At 41.5% G+C, this 18,507-nt stretch carries 17 protein-coding genes; 5 read left to right on the top strand and 12 right to left on the bottom strand.

The genetic code is table 11. The features are described from left to right. Nucleotides 1-9: 9 nt before the first annotated feature. From F7732_RS11300 to F7732_RS11260, 9 genes are all read right to left on the bottom strand, one after another. Nucleotides 10-588 (bottom strand): DUF6470 family protein, encoded by a 579-nt coding sequence (locus F7732_RS11300; protein ID WP_151573968.1) that lies wholly within the window; start codon nt 586-588, stop codon nt 10-12. Nucleotides 589-641: 53 nt separating this feature from the next. Then, nucleotides 642-1,694, bottom strand: a complete 1,053-nt coding sequence (gene flgL, locus F7732_RS11295) for a flagellar hook-associated protein FlgL (protein WP_151573967.1) — start codon at nt 1,692-1,694, stop codon at nt 642-644. Nucleotides 1,695-1,706: 12 nt separating this feature from the next. Further along, complete coding sequence (flgK, locus tag F7732_RS11290; RefSeq protein ID WP_151573966.1) at nt 1,707-3,581, bottom strand: flagellar hook-associated protein FlgK; 1,875 nt, start codon at nt 3,579-3,581, stop codon at nt 1,707-1,709. A gap of 24 nt (nt 3,582-3,605) precedes the next feature. Next, nucleotides 3,606-4,082, bottom strand: coding sequence for a flagellar protein FlgN (locus F7732_RS11285; RefSeq protein WP_151573965.1), 477 nt, complete (start codon nt 4,080-4,082; stop codon nt 3,606-3,608). Between the two features lie 12 nt (nt 4,083-4,094). Then, nucleotides 4,095-4,361, bottom strand: coding sequence for a flagellar biosynthesis anti-sigma factor FlgM (gene flgM / locus F7732_RS11280; protein WP_151573964.1), 267 nt, complete (start codon nt 4,359-4,361; stop codon nt 4,095-4,097). A gap of 340 nt (nt 4,362-4,701) precedes the next feature. Continuing rightward, nucleotides 4,702-5,124, bottom strand: a complete 423-nt coding sequence (locus F7732_RS11275; protein WP_151573963.1) for a TIGR03826 family flagellar region protein — start codon at nt 5,122-5,124, stop codon at nt 4,702-4,704. Nucleotides 5,125-5,171: 47 nt separating this feature from the next. Beyond that, nucleotides 5,172-5,867: a ComF family protein gene (locus F7732_RS11270; RefSeq protein WP_240056601.1), complete on the bottom strand. Its 696-nt coding sequence runs from the start codon at nt 5,865-5,867 to the stop codon at nt 5,172-5,174. Then, nucleotides 5,842-7,353, bottom strand: a complete 1,512-nt coding sequence (locus F7732_RS11265) for an ATP-dependent helicase ComFA (protein WP_151573961.1) — start codon at nt 7,351-7,353, stop codon at nt 5,842-5,844. Before F7732_RS11265 ends, F7732_RS11270 begins: the two co-directional genes overlap by 26 nt. Nucleotides 7,354-7,601: 248 nt before the next feature. Next, a complete protein-coding gene (locus F7732_RS11260; RefSeq protein ID WP_151573960.1) occupies nt 7,602-8,441 on the bottom strand; it encodes a DegV family protein in 840 nt (279 codons plus the stop codon). Nucleotides 8,442-8,716: 275 nt separating this feature from the next. On the opposite strand from F7732_RS11260, the gene F7732_RS11255 reads away from it, so the two are divergent. Beyond that, nucleotides 8,717-9,034 (top strand): hypothetical protein, encoded by a 318-nt coding sequence (locus tag F7732_RS11255; protein WP_151573959.1) that lies wholly within the window; start codon nt 8,717-8,719, stop codon nt 9,032-9,034. 123 nt (nt 9,035-9,157) lie between these two features. On the opposite strand, the gene F7732_RS11250 is transcribed toward F7732_RS11255, so the two are convergent. Both F7732_RS11250 and F7732_RS11245 read right to left on the bottom strand, forming a co-directional pair. After that, on the bottom strand, nt 9,158-9,841 hold the full coding sequence (locus tag F7732_RS11250) for a response regulator (protein ID WP_066442522.1): 684 nt from the start codon (nt 9,839-9,841) through the stop codon (nt 9,158-9,160). Between the two features lie 42 nt (nt 9,842-9,883). Next, the gene (locus tag F7732_RS11245) at nt 9,884-11,026 is read right to left on the bottom strand and encodes a sensor histidine kinase (protein ID WP_151573958.1); all 1,143 of its coding nucleotides are present in this window, start codon (nt 11,024-11,026) and stop codon (nt 9,884-9,886) included. 607 nt (nt 11,027-11,633) lie between these two features. On the opposite strand from F7732_RS11245, the gene F7732_RS11240 reads away from it, so the two are divergent. Together F7732_RS11240 and F7732_RS11235 are read left to right on the top strand one after the other, a co-directional pair. Further along, a complete protein-coding gene (locus F7732_RS11240) occupies nt 11,634-12,269 on the top strand; it encodes a YigZ family protein (protein WP_151573957.1) in 636 nt (211 codons plus the stop codon). A gap of 91 nt (nt 12,270-12,360) precedes the next feature. Continuing rightward, the gene (locus tag F7732_RS11235; RefSeq protein WP_151573956.1) at nt 12,361-13,407 is read left to right on the top strand and encodes an LCP family protein; all 1,047 of its coding nucleotides are present in this window, start codon (nt 12,361-12,363) and stop codon (nt 13,405-13,407) included. A 314-nt stretch (nt 13,408-13,721) separates the two neighbouring features. Here the strand turns inward: F7732_RS11235 and F7732_RS11230 are convergent, their stop codons facing one another. Next, nucleotides 13,722-14,765: a glycosyltransferase family 4 protein gene (locus tag F7732_RS11230; protein ID WP_151573955.1), complete on the bottom strand. Its 1,044-nt coding sequence runs from the start codon at nt 14,763-14,765 to the stop codon at nt 13,722-13,724. A 448-nt stretch (nt 14,766-15,213) separates the two neighbouring features. Here F7732_RS11230 and secA2 point away from each other — a divergent pair, with 448 nt between their 5' ends. Both secA2 and F7732_RS11220 read left to right on the top strand, forming a co-directional pair. Then, the gene (gene secA2 / locus F7732_RS11225) at nt 15,214-17,574 is read left to right on the top strand and encodes an accessory Sec system translocase SecA2 (protein WP_151573954.1); all 2,361 of its coding nucleotides are present in this window, start codon (nt 15,214-15,216) and stop codon (nt 17,572-17,574) included. An 18-nt stretch (nt 17,575-17,592) separates the two neighbouring features. Further along, nucleotides 17,593-18,489, top strand: a complete 897-nt coding sequence (locus F7732_RS11220; protein WP_192913019.1) for an accessory Sec system S-layer assembly protein — start codon at nt 17,593-17,595, stop codon at nt 18,487-18,489. Nucleotides 18,490-18,507: the final 18 nt, after the last annotated feature.

Below are 18,507 nucleotides of genomic sequence, written 5' to 3'. Positions count from 1 at the left end.
TGTCACCTCTTATACATACTTGTCCATCTGAAGGTTTACAAATTCCAGATCAAACGATTCTTTTTGCTGTAAGTAAATTTCTGCTCGCCAATTCTCATGTTGGATAATTGGTTTGTTTGCAGTTACATCGATTCTGGGTTTATGGGGGGTGAAATTCACATCCACCTCGCCTGGGTCATAATCAATCTTCACTCGAAAAGGTGTTTTAGGCAAATAACCGATTCCTATCTCTTTCAGAGGCGTATTGCTCTTTTGCTTGGAAATTTGTGCAACCGCATTAGCACCATTTTCAATCTGCATCATTTGGTCGCCTTCACGAGCTCTTCTTGCTACTCCAGCAGAAAGCATTTGCTTTGCTTGCTCAGCCCATTCTCTCGTTCTTCTTGCAGCACTTTTTTGGTCAACGTCCGCAAACGCTTCGCTTTGATCAATATTCAACTCTGATTTTCTGTATTGAATGTCGAGTGTAGCTGCAGGCTGTTCGATATGCATATCAGCTTGCGGCTGCTGAATCTTCATATTTGGCTGATAATAATTAATGCCTATGCTTGCATTCGTTTGATGCACTTGCAAAGATGGCATGTTCATAGTCTCACCACTTTTATCTTAAATAGTAAGAAAAGCTATCAATATTTGATAGCTTAACGTAAAAAGTCAATTAGAGATGGTTGTATAATCTTTGCACCTACAGCAAGAGAAGCACGGTGCAATGTTTCTTGAGATGTTAGTTCGATGATTGTTTTTTCTGCGTCAATATCTTCGTTTTCAGACATGGTTGATTTAGCGATAATCTCTTGAGAGGAAAGGCGGCTTTCAACCATTTCCACACGATTGTAACGAGCGCCGAGTTCCGCTCTTTCAGAGATAATTTTATCAACATGACCATCCAAAACACCAATTGATTTACTTAGATCATCACCTGTGGTTTCTGGTGATTTTAAATCTGACACAAGTTTCCCAAGATCAGAGAAGAAATCAAGAGAGAATACATTTTGAGGGGTTATGTTAACATTCAAGTTAACCCCCTTTGAAACTTCAATATTCACATCTTTTTGGTTAACTGATACCGCGCCAACTTCCTTTGCGATATAGTCACCAGTTACTGGGACCTCTACTTTTGCTCCGCTAGCATCAATGAATCCTCCGCTAATATCATTCCACAGCAACTGTGTTCCATCTTCAGCAAAAAGGGCATAATCTTTAGCGTTGTTTGCATCAATAGTAGATAAATCTACTTCCTGATCAATCTTACTTAAATCAACTGGTTTTCCAGAAGTATCAGATCCGTTAAATATATATTTATTATTGACTCTAGTATTCGCAATAGACTCCAAATGATTTCGAAGCTGGTCAACCTCACTTGCGATTGCTTGACGCTGTTTTTCTTCATAAGTATCATTCGACGCCTTAACAGTAAGCTCCCGAATCCTCTGCATCACAGAGTTCACTTCATCCAAAGCTGCATCCCCATTATCCATCCAGTTATAAACTTCTGAAAGGTTCCGGTTAAACTGCTCCACTTCAACTACCTGAGAACGATAGCGCATGCCTTTCATCGCAACTACAGGGTCGTCTGAAGGACGGCTTACTTTTTTACCAGTTGTAAGCTGCTCTTCAAGCTTACCAAGGTTTTTATAGCTGTTTTGTATATGCCGCAGCGAGTTGGCTGATAGCATGGATTGTGTTACGCGCATTTAGTTTCCTCCTTATCTGCCGACTCTGCCCATGCCGTTGATTACTGTATCAAGCATTTCGTCGATGGCAGTCATTTGCCGTGCGGCAGCGTTGTAGGCGTGCTGGTATTGAATCATATTGGTCATTTCTTCATCCAGGGAAACCGAGCTAACAGATGAACGGTTATATTGGACTGTGTCTACTAGATTTCCTGTATTACGGACCATGCGGTTGGCTTCTTCTGTATCTACACCCATTTGGCCGATGATTCCTTGATAGAAGCTCATGATGCTCGATGTTGAGCCGTTGAATTCCATATTGCTGTCTTTCACATTGGCAAGTGCTAATGCATTTGAACCGTCTCCGACAAAGGATTGATTGGAAGGATTCACACCCGTTCCCTCAAGGTCAAATGACCAGCTATCGCCAGCGCTGAGATTTTTAATCGTAGATGTATCTAATTTAAGACCGAATAATTCCATGTTCTCCGGTACATTCTGATTTTCATGCCCAGCAATTGGGTTGCCAGTATTCATATCAGTTGCTGTATATGTCCACTGTCCACCATTATATGAAACTTCTATTTTCACCTGATCATGGACAACAGGTGGTGTATCCGTTGAAGTGACACCTGCAAAAGCACCAAGAACAGTTGGATTGCCAGTCGAAGTGTTTGCTCCTCCAGCCGTAATGCCGCCGCTGAACATTTTTCCGCTTGATGATGCGGCAATATTATTCAGTTCGTTTTTAATATCATCAGAGATTTTCAACTTGGAAGCTGCACCTTCTGGTGACCGCAGCTCGCCCCCTTCAAAAGTGAAGAAGTCAAAGCCTTGTTTTGCACCATTTTGAATTTCAGTAATGCTCCAGCCGCTGTTATGAACAGCATTAAAGGCATTGGCAAAACGGAAAGCCATTAGGTCAAGGTTTTCTAGCATTTTTGGATATTCGCCCACTTGAGCTCCGGTTGCATCCATATATCCAAATGATTGCACCTGTGAAAGCAGTTGTCCGTTTGAAGTGAAATCTGCAGCAGCTATTTCTTTGTTGCCGACTGTGAAGCCAGTCACTGCTCCAGATTCTTGATCCTTTTTAACGGTCATTTCGTTAATGAGGTTATTTTTCCCATCAACAAGTGTGCCAACTGATTTGCCATTACTGTTTAAAATTTCAATCGTATACTTGCCTTCAGCCATACTGCTGGCCATGCCGCCGCTCGGTGCTGGAGTAACTTTAATATTCACTAACCCAGATAGCTGATCAACAAGCGCATCTCTAGCATCGTACAGATCGTTTGGCAGGTAGCCGTGCGGTTCAACGTCACCGATTTGGTTATTGATGTTTTGGATCTGTCTGATGAGAGAGTTAATTTCTTTCACAGAGTGATCAATTTGATTACCCAGGTCTGTTTTTTGGGCTTGAATCTGGCCTGATAGATAGTTGAACGTCTCAGCTACTGCAATTCCGCGCTGTCTTACAACCGATCGTGCACCAGAGTCTTCCGGCTGAACGGAAAGATCCTGCAGAGAATTCCAGAAGCGATCAAGCGTTTGAGCCAACCCATCCTCGGAAGGCTCGTTCATCACGTCTTCCATTCGTGTTAAAGCCTCACTGCGGGAACTCCAGTATCCAAATTTATTGTTTTCACTACGAAACTGTGAATCTAGGAATCCTTCGCGGATACGCTGTACAGAGCCAGCTTCAACACCTGTTCCCATTTGCCCTGGCAGTAGCGGACTGTTCATGCCGATGGATGGATAGGCTTCCGTCTGGTTGAAGTTAACACGCTGACGGGAGTAGCCTGGTGTGTTTGCGTTTGAAATATTATGTGCAGTCGTATATAAAGCACCCTGCTGCGTGAAAAGTGCGCGGCGTGCTGTTTCTAACCCCATAAATGATGATCTCATCGTTATCCTCCGATCGCTGTAAGGCTACGCACGTGAATTGAACATGCCCTTTTGCGGTTTAGACTGGTTACTCTTTGGATTTGTATAATTAAAGTTCTGCACAGATTGCGGCTGCAGAAGACTCATAGACATATTGACGAATTGCAGTGATTGGTAAATGAGCTGCTGATTAAGCTGATTGCGCTCCTGCAGTGCTTCCACTTCTTTTACCAGACTGTCCTTCAAGGTTAAGGCTTTATTTTTGATATCTTCCTCTAAGAAAGGAAGACAATCTTCAAGCGTTGGTTTTTCCTGCTGAACAACCTTGCTGCAGGCAGCTTGCCGCAGCTGCTCCATTTTTTCAATCGCAGCAACATGGGACTGCTCGTCCTTCAGCATTTGATCAAGGGCAGGCATGTCGCCAGCCTTTATAATGTCGGTCTTCTTAATCGCAAGCTCATTAAGACTTTTGTGCAGCTTCAGCAAATTTTCCATAGCTGTTATAAGAGCAGTGGCAGACATGCGCTTCCCTCCTTAATGTTTTGTGTAGTAGCTGACGATGCTTTTCGCAATATCTTTTGGATTCGGTTTGTAGTTGCCGTTTTCAATTTGAATTTTCAAATCGTCAATTTTCGCCTGGCGGGCCTGTGTTGTTGAAGATGCCTGCTGCATTTCTTTTGCTGCAGAAGAGATCTCAATTTTATCAGACGCAGATGCCGCATTTTTGCTTGTTTGATCGATTTTGTTCATCTGGCGTTTATACGGATTCATTCCTGAAGTTCCAATATTATTGATTTTCATTGTTTATCACTCACTTTCGTTTCCGTGCAAAATGATTCTTACTTCTATTATCGGTGAAAAACGCAGATTTTTAAATATTTCTTAGCATTTAGTAAAAATTACTTATCTATACATGCTGATTTTATTGCATATAAAGTTTCTGCGTGTTGTTTTCCGCTGCAGGGTACTCGCTTTCCGCGGGTGAGAGATGAGCTTCCTCGGCGCCTTGCGCCTGCGGGATCTCATCCTTCTCACTTCTCCCGCAGGAGTCTCGTACCCTTCCGCTCCAAACAACAAACCCAAATAGAAAAGAAAAGCAAGTAAGAATTGTGACTTTTTCCCTACTCGCCTCACTTTGCTGTTATTTCAATTTGTCATCGAAGACAAAGTAGGTGCCTTGTTTGTCGCGTTTTTCGATGTCTTTTTTGCGTTCTTCTTCGGTTTCGTGATTTTGCAGTTCTTTGCGCAGGGAGACTGCACAGCTTGAGCAAATTTTCCCTTCGCGGATGGATGTGCCGCATTTTTCACAAGGATAGCCAAGGTTCGGGAACTGTGCCAGTTTCAGGCGCCCAGTTTTAATAAATTTGAGGATCAGTGTTTCCTCCACGCCAGTTGCCTCGACAACCTGGTTCATCATGGCTGTGCGATTTTCACGTTTGCGAATGTATTGGTAAACCGTTTCATATGCTTTTTCTTCTTCGTTGTAGCAGTTTTGACAAATGTTTCGGAATTGATTCATGACAAAGAGTGCATCACATTTAGGGCAATTTGATAGTTCAGCCATTGTTTCCACCTCTAATTTTCTTATCTCCACTAGATCAGTTATGGACTCTACCCGCGCGCGACGGTCAGTGAAGTTACCGTCTTGGCACCAGCCTCCTTTAAGAGAACGGCTGCATGCCGCAATGTAGATCCTGTTGTATATATATCGTCAATTAAGACAATTTGTTTACCGGATAAATTTGTCTGTTGAGTTAACTGAAACACCTGCGGTAGATGAATACGGTCATGTCGGGATTTTTTCGACTGCTTTTCAGAGTGTTTTCTGGAGAGGAGGTGAAATGGTTCTTTTCCTAATGAAAGAATGAGGGCTTCGGATTGATTAAATCCCCGCTCATAAAGGCGCTCGGGACTAAGCGGGACAGGTACAATGAGGTCGTATGTTAAGGTTTGGAGCTTGTGTTTCAGCAAGCTTGCAAACGCAGCTGCCACAGCATAATCACCTCTATATTTAAAAAGTGCGATCAGTTCCTTACAATAATCATTATACATCAGCACCGAAATATTACGATCCAAAACACCGGACCACACTTCGTTTTCCTCCCATCGCAGACAATCCAGACACATTCCATCCTGCTGGTATCGGTTTTGCCCGATCGGTCTCGAACAGAGACGGCAAACCTCGCCAGTGATCATTTCTAATTTCTCTAAACACTCATGGCATAATACAGAATCTTCCTCCTTCGCAAACAAACTATGCCAGCTCACCGCTTTCTTTAATTCAGCTCCGCATCCCAGGCAAAACATAATCAATCAGCCCTTTCTCAAACGCTTCTTTATTCATGCCGTTGATCTGCCTGCATGCCTTATTCATTGCATTTGTTTTTCCATAATGAAAAAAAGTGATATTTCCGTTCGGCTGGCTCGCACTTCTTCCTGCCCTGCCGGAAATCTGCACTAGGGCGCTTTCTGTAAAAATGCGATCCTCCGCGCCAAGCACCGCAACATCTACACCAGGAAAAGTAACCCCTCTCTCTAAAATCGTTGTCGTCACAAGCAGCGGTGTTTCCTTGTTCCGCATCCGCTGTACTTTTTCTTTTCTTTGCGGGTCCTCCGCATGGACCGCTTCAATACGTGCATCAAAGTTTTTCATGTATGGAAGCAGTTTTTCCATCAGTTCAATTTTAGGCAGAAAAAGAAGAGCGGGTGTTTGATCTGCTAGTCGCTTCGTAATCCATACTTCTACAATTCGGGGAAGTTTTCTGCGCTTTAAGGTTTTCTCCCAATTGCCGCACCACTTCAGTTCAGGCACTGGCAGAGGATGGCGGTGGTAGCGGCCGGGTATGGTCACAAAAGGACGGGTTCCTCGCTTGCATTCATTTTGCCATTTTTCGTTCGGGGTTGCTGATAGGTAGATGAGGGACGAAACTTTTTTGCGTGCGTTTTGAGCAGCACGCTGTAAGGATACGTCCGCTGAGTATGGAAAGGCATCGACTTCATCGATGATGATCGTGTCGAACGCGCCACGGAAGCGGAATAATTGGTGTGTGGTTGAGATCGTTAAGACGCTGTTTTCATTGCGGTCTTCACTTCCTCCATAAAGAGCCGCCACTTTGATATCAGGGAAAACAGCTTGAAGACGCGGGCTGAGCTCGAGGACAACATCTGTACGTGGCGTCGCGATACAAACACGTTTTCCTTGTGTTAGTGCCTCCTCAATGCCAGCGAAAAGCACTTCCGTTTTCCCTGCTCCGCAAACCGCCCAAACGAGCAGCTCTCCGTTCACTTTGATTGCCTCGGTGACTTTTTTTGAAGCATGTGCCTGCCCTTCGGAAAGCGTTCCTTCCCATTTCAGTGGTACTGATTCTTTTCGCTGTATTTGAGGACCTGTCCATGTTAAAAGGGGTGTGCAGCTGCTGACCCTGCCCATAATGATGCATTGCCGGCAATATAAGCATTCTCTTTCGCCGCAGCGGGCACAAGGAAATGCTGCAAATTGATGCCTGCTGCTGTTTCCGCAGCGCGTGCATTTTGATTTACCTTTCTCGATGCTGATTCCTTTTTTGTAGTGGATATAGCCATTTTCATAATGTTCATGGAGTTGTTCTTTTGGAAAGGGTAGTTCGTCGTGAAGGAGCATTCGGCCTTGCAGAAAATGTTGAAGGTTTTGGCTGAAAGAGTAACTTGGGTTTGTTTCTGGCTGCGGGATTTGGGTGAGTGCTATGATGGGTTTGCTGTCTGGATCTGTGGAGGCTGCAAGCTTTAGTTTGTGGTCTTGCAGGATAAATTTCAAGGAGTTCACCTCTTTTTATGTTTATTTTAGCATGGATTTGTGTGGTGGTCAGTTTTTAAGAGGTGGGGATTTAGGATTCGTAGCTAAAAAATATATCCGCCTGTTATTTTCAAATATCCGCCACGCCAAACTCCAAATCGAGTACCTCCGCTTCCCAAAAATAAGCGACACCAAACATGCGTCAGCCGCCAATCCTAGACAACAAAAAACACCACCCCCGCCCAGCGGAAATGGTGCTTTCTCATTTTCTATTTCTTCACCCAGCCAAGTCCCATCGAACCTTCGCCAAGATGAGTGCCAATAACCGGTCCAAAGTAACTGATCACAAATTCAACATGCGGGTATTGTTCCTCAAGTTCTGCTTTCCACTCAATTGCTTCCTGCTCCCTGTTTGCATGGATAATCACTGCACGGTGCGGTTCTCCGCCTTTGACTGCTTCGCCGAGCAGTTCAACGATGCGTTTCATCGCTTTTTTTCTTGTGCGGATTTTTTCAAATGGCACAATTAGTTTGTTTTCAAAGTGCAATAGGGGCTTTACTTGGAGAAGACTGCCGATTAGTGCCTGGGCACTTGATAGGCGTCCGCCGCGCTGCAGGTGCGAAAGGTCGTCCACCATGAAATAAGCCTTTAGGGTTTTGCGCATTTCTTCGAGGCGTTCCATGATTTCTGCCGCATTTTTGCCGGCAGCTGCCATTTCCGCCGCTTCTAAGACATAAAAGCCTTGAACCATGCAGCTGATCTCTGAATCAAAAGGAAATACTTTGATATCTTCTACCAGACTTCCAGCTGACACGGCTCCTTGGAATGTACCGCTTATTCCGCTTGAAAGGTGAATTGAAATAACTTCATCGTATTCTTTTGATAGCTTTTCGAACAGCTCCATAAACTCGCCAACTGGCGGCTGAGAAGTTGTCGGCAATTCTTTCGTTTTGACTTCTGCGTAAAAGCTATCTGCGGTAATTTCTACTTCCTCCTGATATGTTTCATTGCCGAATATCACACTTAGAGGAATCATATGTATGTTCAATTTTTCTCGTATTTCTAGAGGTATGTATGCCGTACTATCTGTAACAACAGCTGTTTTCATAAATAGAGCTACCATCCTTATCCTTTTTTCTCTACTATATGTTCTTCTATTATTTTATATGAATGAATGGAAAATTGCATTACTTACAAGCAGATTCTTACAGATCCCTATGTAAATATTTAATAAAGATCTGGCTTTAAATCAAATAGGCAATATATATAGAAAAATTTTAAAATTACGTGAATCTGCAAACATCTTCTAATTTCTAACAAATGTGTTAAACTCTATACTTGTTGAATTTACAAATTTTATAAGAAAGGTGGCTTTAGAAGTACTTGGAAGACTTTTTTCGTTCTCGATTTCTGTATAAGGATCGTGAATACTATGAAGGCAAAAATGTTTTTAATCACAATATTCTCCGGAACGAATTACAAAAACACGATACTATTATAATCCCTGCTCTTAAGGAACAGCTCACTGGTTCCGAGCTAGCAGAGTGGCTCATACACAATTCTTCTCCTCAAGATATAGAAAAGCTCGTGTTGATGATTCAAAAAGCACGCAAACATCAATCTGATACTAAAGCTGTGATCGAAATGGCAGTATCAGCTCTCACCATGGTTTCTCTCACATTTAAAAAAGAAGTCTTATAAATCTACACATATACTTATTCCTTTACTTCAAGATATAAAATATAGAATTCAAATTTTGCGTGCCTAATTTCTTTCATGACAAAAAAACACGTAAAGGGCGTCCCCCTTTACGTGCAGATTTTTTTATCGAACCTCAACCCAGCCGTTTTTAATCGCTACAACAACAGCTTGTGTACGGTCGTTTACGTTCATTTTTTGCAGAATATTGCTCACATGGTTTTTAACGGTTTTTTCGCTAATGTATAAAGCTTCGCCAATTCCGCGGTTGCTTTTTCCGTCAGCCAGCAGCTGAAGGACTTCGCATTCACGGCGCGTCAGCAAATGAAGCGGTCTGCGAATTTCCACTTGAACATACGTACTGCGATTGTTTGTCCCTTCAGAAGCCAAACGGCGGTATTCGTTAACAAGGTTATGTGTTACTTTTGGATGCAGATAAGATCCGCCATCCGCGACAACCTTAACCGCTTCTACTAAAGCATCTGCGTCCATTTCTTTTAGCAGATACCCGCTTGCACCTGTTTTTAATGCGTGTGTTACATAGTTTTCATCATCGTGAATTGATAAGATGATGACTTTTGATTCTGGATATTTTTCAGTCAGCAAACGAGTCGCTTCAACACCATTTGTATTTGGCATATTAATATCCATAATGACGACATCCGGGCGATACTTCTCAACAAGATCCATTGCCTCGCTGCCGTCATCTCCTTCTGCTACTACATCAAAAGAATTTTCAAAGTCTAAAATTCTTTTAACCCCTTCTCTAAATAACTGATGATCATCGATGATTACGATTTTTGTTGTCAAATTCTCCGCCTCCCAAGGTCTCTCTCTTTTATATCGCTTGCTTTATAAGCTTAAAGGGATCTGTATAATAACGACTGTGCCTTTTCCTTGTTTTGAATCAATGGAAAGCTGACCCTCAACAAGTTCAACACGTTCGCGCATTCCCATAATACCAAAGGAATCCCCTTTTTTCTCTTTTATATTAAATCCTTTTCCATTGTCGCGGATCACCGCTGCCACTCTGTCGCTGCGGATTTCCAGCTTGACCGAAATATCCGAGCATTGTGCATGCTTCAAGGCGTTTTGAACCGACTCTTGAATAAGCCGGAATAACGCAACCTCATATTGAGGAGGCAAACGCAGCTCTGCTCCAATATTTTGGAAATTTATTTGAACGTTTTGATGATATTCTTCTATCGTTTGCAGGTATTTTTTTAAAGTCGGAACAAGTCCTAAATCATCAAGCGCCATTGGCCGCAGATCATATATAATCCTCCGCACCTCATATAAGGCACTTCTGACCATTTTCTTCAGACTCTTGATTTCCAGAATTGCTTCTTCTCCGCTGCGCTCTTTGTATACTCGTTCAATTAGATCAGAGCGCATCATGACATTCGCCATCATTTGGGCTGGTCCATCATGGATTTCACGCGACAGGCGTTTTCTTTCTTCTTCCTGTGCTTCGATGATCTTCAAGCCAAATTCCTGCTTTAGCCTTGCATCCTCCAAAACCTCGCCCATTTGCTTGAGATCACTTGTTAAGTAGTTCATCACAACCGTAATCTGCGAAATCAGGTGCTCAGCGCGTTCAATCGTATCATGAACGGTTACAAGCCTTCTTTCGATATCATCACGCTTGTCTCTCAGTTGTTTTTCTGTTTGCCGGTTCATGGAAAGATCCATTTGCAGCTGATGAGCCTTTTCGTATGCCTCGCGCACTTCAACTTCTGTGTAATCCTTGAAATGCATACTGACCTCAGACAGCCGCTTCCGGGCAAACCTTGTCTTTACATCAAGGTCGTCCCCAGCAGAGATAATTTTTGCCACGTTCAGCTTGACCTCTTTGAGCTCGTCCGTTAATGTTTCATAATCCTTACGGCACTGCTCGCCAATTCGAAAGATTTCATCTTTGCTCGTTCCGACTGTATCAATCATTTTCTGCAATATTAAATCAAGTGCTTTAGTATCAAATTTCTTTAAACTCATTCTCAGTCCTCCAAGGGAAAGAAAAGCTCAGTCATTAGGTACTTGACGCTATCATCTATTATGTCTCTCTTTTGTCAGAATAGCCTGTCAGACCTATTTCCATCATAATCTCCTTGTTGCTATTCCCTATTTTAACTCGAAAAAATGCTCGTTACTATATGAGAAGACCGCAAAATGTGCGAAATTCCGCCAAATTCGTTAAATAGACTCATGGTTGAATTCAGATATCATGTCATTTATCCTACATTATGTACGATGAATCACAAAAAAACGTTGTCACTGGAAGAATATTTTTTATTATAACATGGTCCTAAGACAACCATATTAAAGTTTTATTACAATCCCTTTAAAGTAACCTTATTAAGCAGCAAGCAAGCCAGCCGGAAACAAGGCTTATATTACATTTATATAATCGTGCTCTCTGCTGACTTCTTTCATATATAAATTATGATAGTATAAAAGAAGACATGTTGGATTCTGTCGATTTATAATAGGAATACACATCGAATGTAAGGCAATCCAATGTCATATGTTTAACTAGACAGGTTCACAGCTGTGAGCCGTTCAATGGACGAACATTGAAAACAACCGTTAGGAGCGACACTTTATGCTGCCGAGCTATTTGACCGTAAAAGGATATGGAGAACACGAAATCGTGATCCAGAAATCCCGTTTCATCGCCTTTATTTCAAGAGCTGAAACAGAGGAAGAAGCACAGGAATTCATTCAAAAAATTAAAAAAGAACACTGGAACGCAACCCATAATTGTTCTGCCTATTTAATTGGTGAGAACGACCAAATTCAAAAGGCAAATGACGACGGGGAACCAAGCGGAACTGCTGGTGTACCCATCTTAGAAGTTTTGAAAAAAAGACAGCTGAAAGATACCGTAGCTGTTATTACCCGGTACTTTGGGGGTATAAAACTAGGAGCAGGCGGTTTAATCCGCGCATATGGAAAAGCGACATCTGAAGGATTAACAGCAACTGGAATCGTTGAAAGAAAGCTGATGGCTGTTATGCATACAACTGTAGATTATACATGGCTTGGCAAGCTTGAAAATGAGCTGCGCTCTTCCGTATATAGCATTAAAGACATTCATTACTTAGACAATGTCGAAATACAAGTTTATGTGGAAGAAAATCAAACTTCCGCTTTCACGGATTGGATGACTGAACTGACAAATGGACAAGGTAAGATCTCCAAAGGCGAAAGTCTTTATATGGAGGAACTTGTTCAATAAGAACACCTTCGCATATCGAAAAAGTATTTTACGAATTATAGCGAAAATTGTAAAATAGATAAATGAATCTAATTTAAAGGAGAAAAGCTCTATGTCTCTTGATAGACAATCAATCAAGCGCCAAAAGAAACGAAGCAAACGAAAGAAAGTATTAATGCTAATCCTTCTTCCCCTGCTCGTCCTAACCTTGAGCGCAACTGCATATGGTGCATTTTTATTTAACAAAGCCGAATCTGTAATGGATAAGTCTTATGAGCCAGTAGAACGAGATACAAAGAGAACCGATTCAATGCCTGAAAGCGAAGATACTTCGATCCTATTTATCGGTGTCGACGATAGTGAGCTTCGCAGCTATAACACGGGGTCCCGTTCAGATGCCCTGATTCTTGCTACATTCAATGCCGAGCAAAAATCAGTCAAATTGCTGAGTATTCCCCGCGACTCCTACGTCTATATACCTGATGTAGGATATGAAGATAAAATTACACACGCACATGCCTTTGGCGGTGTATCTGCTACACTTGAAACAGTTGAAGAAATGCTTGATATCCCGATCGAGTATTATGTAAAAATGAACTTTAATGCCTTTATCGATGTTGTCGATACATTAGGCGGCATTGAAGCCGAAGTCCCTTATGCAATTTCTGAAATGAATTCATTAGATCAGAAAGGCTCCATTAACCTTGAGCCTGGCATTCAAGAATTAAACGGTGAAGAAGCATTGGCACTTGCCCGGACAAGAAAGCAGGACAATGACATTGAACGCGGCAAACGCCAGCAGGAGATTATTAAAGCCATCGTTAAAAAGACGATATCTGTTTCCGGTATGACCAAGTATGGTGATTTAATGGAAGCAGTCGGTGATAATATGACGACAGACCTTCCTTTTGGCGAAATGAAATCGTTCTTTGACTTTGCCACAGCAGGAAGCAGTTTAAACATTGATACACTCAACCTAGCTGGAAGTGATTCATATATCAATTCTGTCTATTACTATCAATTAGACGAAACTGAATTAGAAAACGCAAAAAACATCCTAAAAGCTCATATGAACCTGGACAACGGTGAGACGGATTTGAACTCACCAGAATCAGAGACTGAGCAGATTGAAGGCAATGAAACAGCTGGATATGAGTAATAAGAAAACAGAGGCTGAAAAGTAACTTAATCTCGGCCAAAGATAGACCCGATGAAATTAGCAGATTGTATCTGTCTAATGTCTCGGGTCTTTTTGTTGCACTTGCATAACAACCTTTAAAAACGGATGGAATGGAGCGGAGGACCTCGACTCCGGAGGGAAATAGAGGAAGAGCTGAGACCCCACAGGCTCGCCGAGGAGATTCAGCTTCCTCCCCTCGGAAAGCGAGATCCACAGCGCAATGGAATTTACTACGTATTAAGACAAACTATATACAAAAAAATGGCCCCGATCACAGGGCCATTTTTCATATCTTACATCTTCTTCGGTGCCTTTACCATCTTCAGCAAAGGTTTATAGTCATTGTTCACAAGACCGATTTTTTCAACAACAAGCTCGATTCCGACGATCAGCAGTCCGATCAGCAGGATTGCGCCCCAGACAGTTGCCTGTGAAAGGATGATCGCTGCTAATCCAAACATTGCTGCCATTGCATAAATCAATAACACTGTCTGACTATGGGAGAAACCAAGTCGCAATAAACAGTGATGTAAATGTGATTTATCCGGTGCTGATAACGGCTGCTTATTGACGATACGTCTGATAATCGCAAAGAATGTATCAGAGATCGGCACACCGAGAATAATAACTGGGATAATCAATGAAATCATTGTAATGTTTTTAAATCCTAATAAGGAAAGCACTGCGATCATATATCCTAAAAACAATGCTCCTGTATCGCCCATGAAAATCTTCGCTGGGTGAAAGTTGTAAAGCAGAAAGCCTAATGTGCTTCCTAGCACAATAAATCCGATGCTTACAACGAATGGATCACCTTTAATAATCGCCATACCGGAAATCGTGATTAACGCGATCGAAGATACCCCTGCAGCTAATCCGTCCAGGCCGTCAATCAGGTTAATCGCATTGGTGATTCCGACAATCCAGATCAGTGTCAATGGAATGCTGAATATGCCAAAGTTAAGCTCGCCTATTAACGGAACAGTAATATATTCAAGCTGAACGCCGCCTAAGATAACGACAACAGCAGCAGCGATTTGGCCCAGCAGCTTATACTTGGCAGAAAGCTCAACGAGATCATCCAGAACTCCTGTAATAATAATGATTAAGCTCCCGATCACAATGGGCCAGGTTAATGCATCGTCCGGTCTTAATACCAAAAGGCCAATAATAAAGCTTATATATATTGCCAATCCGCCTAAACGCGGCATAATTTTTTGATGGACCTTTCGCTGGTTGGGCTTGTCAACTGCCCCAATTCTGATGGCCAGCTTTTTAACGAAAGGAGTAATAATAATTGAAGCGATAAAGCATATTAACAAGGTAAGGTAAACCATAAAGTACCTCCTCAATGATTAGCATATCCAATTGATATCATTTTTAATTTAACAACTTAGTCTTTTGTTACATTTTAATGGAAGTGCTTTTCCCCAGCAGCGGAAAAAGGCTTCTAGCAATCTCGTAAGTAAAATATTCCAAATGGGCATATCTCAACTTTTTTCATTATATCTAGTTCCGATAAATATATCTACAGAAATTTTTATAATTAATTCCCCATATTACATGCCCAATTTTTAAATAAGTTAAACACATGCCTACTGTCCCAATACATAGACGAGCTTAGTCGCCATTTAGTTACACATTTTGCAATAAAATTGCAATTAAATTTTAATAGAAACATTTATTTCCATATCAAGAATATTAATAGTAAATCCATTCTTATTTTGGTAATATTAATTAATGTCAAGACTTATGTAGTTTACTAGAGATTAAGGGGCGTCCTTTATGTTTACGTTTCTAAAGAATAAAATGACTAATACAAACGATAAGCGTTTGAAAAAATATTATAAATTGGTCGACGAAATTAATATGCTGGAAAGCAAATATGAAGCTTATGACAATGAACAGCTTCAGAATATGACAAATCAGTTTAAAGAAGAACTCCAAAACGGCCAAAGCATTCGAGATATTACAGCGGATGCCTTTGCTGTTGTACGTGAAGTTTCGAAGCGTGTATTAGGCTTGCGCCATTATGATGTGCAGCTGATCGGCGGTTTAGTACTAACAGAAGGAAACATAGCGGAAATGCCCACTGGTGAAGGAAAAACATTAGTGGCTTCCCTTCCGAGCTATTTGCGTGCCCTCGAAGGCAAAGGTGTTCACGTTATCACGGTTAACGATTACTTAGCAATACGCGACAAAGAAAAGATCGGCAAGATTCACGAGTTCCTTGGATTAACAGTTGGGCTGAATATCGCCCAATTAGATCCGGAAGAAAAGAAAGCTGCTTACTCTGCGGATATCACGTACGGAGTCGGAACAGAATTCGGCTTTGACTATCTGCGTGACAATATGGCAAGAGAGGCTGCAGAAAAAACGCAAAGACCTTATCATTTTGCCATCATTGACGAAGTGGACAGCGTGTTGATTGATGAAGCCAAAACACCATTGATTATTGCCGGTAAAATGGCTTCCAGCTCAAACCTTCATCATATTGCTGCTAAACTGGCCAAACGGTTTAAAAAGGACGAAGAATATTCCTTTGATGAAGAAACCAAAGCGACTAGCTTAACCGAAAAAGGAATTGAGCAGGTGGAGAAGGCTTTTGGTGTCGATAATTTGTATGAGCTCGAGCATCAGACGTTATACCATTATGTGATTCAGGCTGTACGGGCACACGTTATGTTTGAGCGTGATGTGGACTATATTGTGCATGACGGTAAAATCATGCTTGTTGACATGTTCACAGGACGGATTATGGAAGGCCGGACATTAAGTGATGGTCTTCACCAGGCAATTGAAGCTAAAGAAGGCCTGGAAATTACAGACGAAAATAAAACGCAAGCTTCAATCACGATTCAGAACTATTTTAGAATGTATAAATATTTATCAGGCATGACCGGTACAGCGAAAACAGAGGAAAAAGAATTTCAGCAAGTTTACAATATGCAAGTAATTCAAATTCCAACCAACAAGCCGCGCCAGCGCGAAGACTTGCCTGATATCGTCTTCCAGACAACAGAAGATAAATACAAGGCTGTTACAGCAAAGGTAAAAGAAATTCATTCAAAAGGACAGCCTGTTCTCGTTGGAACCACATCCATTCTTCAATCAGAAAAGGTTGCGAAATTTTTTGATGAAGCAGGTCTATCCTACGAAATTTTAAATGCCAAAAGCGTAGAGCAAGAGGTAGAACTGATCGCCGCGGCCGGGCAAAAAAATACGATTACCATTGCGACCAATATGGCCGGAAGAGGTACGGATATCTTATTAGGTGAAGGTGTTCACGAATTAGGCGGGCTATTCGTCCTTGGGACCGAAAAACACGAAAGCCGCCGAGTTGATAATCAGCTTAAAGGCCGTTCAGGCAGACAAGGCGATCCAGGCTGCAGCCAATTCTTCATCTCGCTTGAAGATGATATGTTTAGAAGATTCGCTAAAGATGACCTTGAGAAGTTAAATAAAAACCTAAAAGTGGAAGATGGCATCGTGCAAAATAAAAATATTCACGAATTTGTTGACCGCGTTCAAAGAATCGTTGAAGGTGCCAACTACTCGATGCGTGAATACAACTTAAAACTCGATGACGTCATCAACGAGCAGCGTGAAATTATTTATACACTGCGAAACCGCATTATAAACGAAGACAATCATCTCAACACTGTTTCTACTCTTGTAGAAGATGCCATTCAAAATGAAATTGAGTCGACTCAATTAGAAGATATGGTGCCAGAAGATGTGGACGTTAAACAAATTGAGGCAAGATTAAAAGTTATGCTGCCAGCTCAATTTGACGTCACACTGCCTAATGTGATTAATGATATTTCAGATATAGAAGAAACCGTTCATCCGAAGGTAAAAGAATACCTGGCCAGTCTTGAGGCTTATTCTGACCATGTACAATTTCAGACAACATTGAAATACTTAATGTTAAGTATTATTGATAAGTTTTGGATTGAACATATTGAAGGAATGACAAGGCTAAAAGAAGGAATTGGATTAAGGCATTACCAGCAGGAAGATCCAATGCGCCTTTATCAGAAGGAAGGCCTTGAGCTCTTCACTCATTCTTTTAATAAAATCAGAAGACACACAGCCATTGAGCTTGCCAATGTATTAAAAGCCATAGAAGAACAAAACGTATAAACATGGAGGTATGGAGAAATGGGGATCTTATCAATCTTTCGCCGCAAAAATAAAGAAGACATCAAAATGACGGGTCTGGACAGCAGCGTATCATCTGATGAATTAATAAACGAATCAGATACGAGCGAAGAGAAAGAAGAGATTCATACCGAACTCTCATTGCATCCAAGCTGGCAAGTAGAAAACGAACAGCTTTACGTGCTTAGATTCTTAAATAACGACCTAGCACCTTTAAAACCTAATCAAATTTCATTGGCCGGGATTGAATTAAGGGATGAAGATTCAGGCATTGAAGTTACAGCCTTTGTCCGCAACAGCCTTAATCGAGTTATTAATTTCAAGGAATTGACATTAGTTCTCATGGATGTAAACCAGAAGATCGTAGCAAGACATGAATTTGATCTAGGAGTTCTTGGTGAAGTACCTGGAAAAAGCAGCCGGCCATGGACTTTTTTATTTCCAGTTCAGTCAATATACGACCGAGAATTCAGCCATAAGGACTGGACCATTGCGTTTGAACTTAAGAAAAAACACAAGCTCGATTTGCACGAATCCTGGTCTAAAACAATTTCTGTTGAAGATCGTAAAAAATTAGAAGAACTCCTCTCTTCTATGGGTGATCCAAAGCCAGGTGAAGTAAATTTTACGGGACTTAATGCTAGAATAGCTGATAACCAGGATCTACTTGTGACAATGCTGCTGAGGAATGGCCATGATAAAGATGTCTCTTTCCATCAGCTGCCCCTAATCGTTGAGGATGCTACAGGAGAAAAAATTGCAGAAGGCGGTTTTAAATTAGAAGATTTCGAATTAAAGGCCAACACATCAAGACCTTGGACTTTTATCTTCCCAGCCTCATTAGTTAAAAAAGAGAATCCGGATTTATCTAAATGGAGAGCATATCCGATTCAATAATAAACAGCGGTATTCTTC

This window comes from Bacillus mesophilum (assembly GCF_008923265.1).
GTDB classification, from domain to species: domain Bacteria; phylum Bacillota; class Bacilli; order Bacillales; family Cytobacillaceae; genus Cytobacillus; species Cytobacillus mesophilum.
Note: the sequence above shows the minus strand (reverse complement) of the source record. Positions and strands in the feature narration are given on the sequence as shown.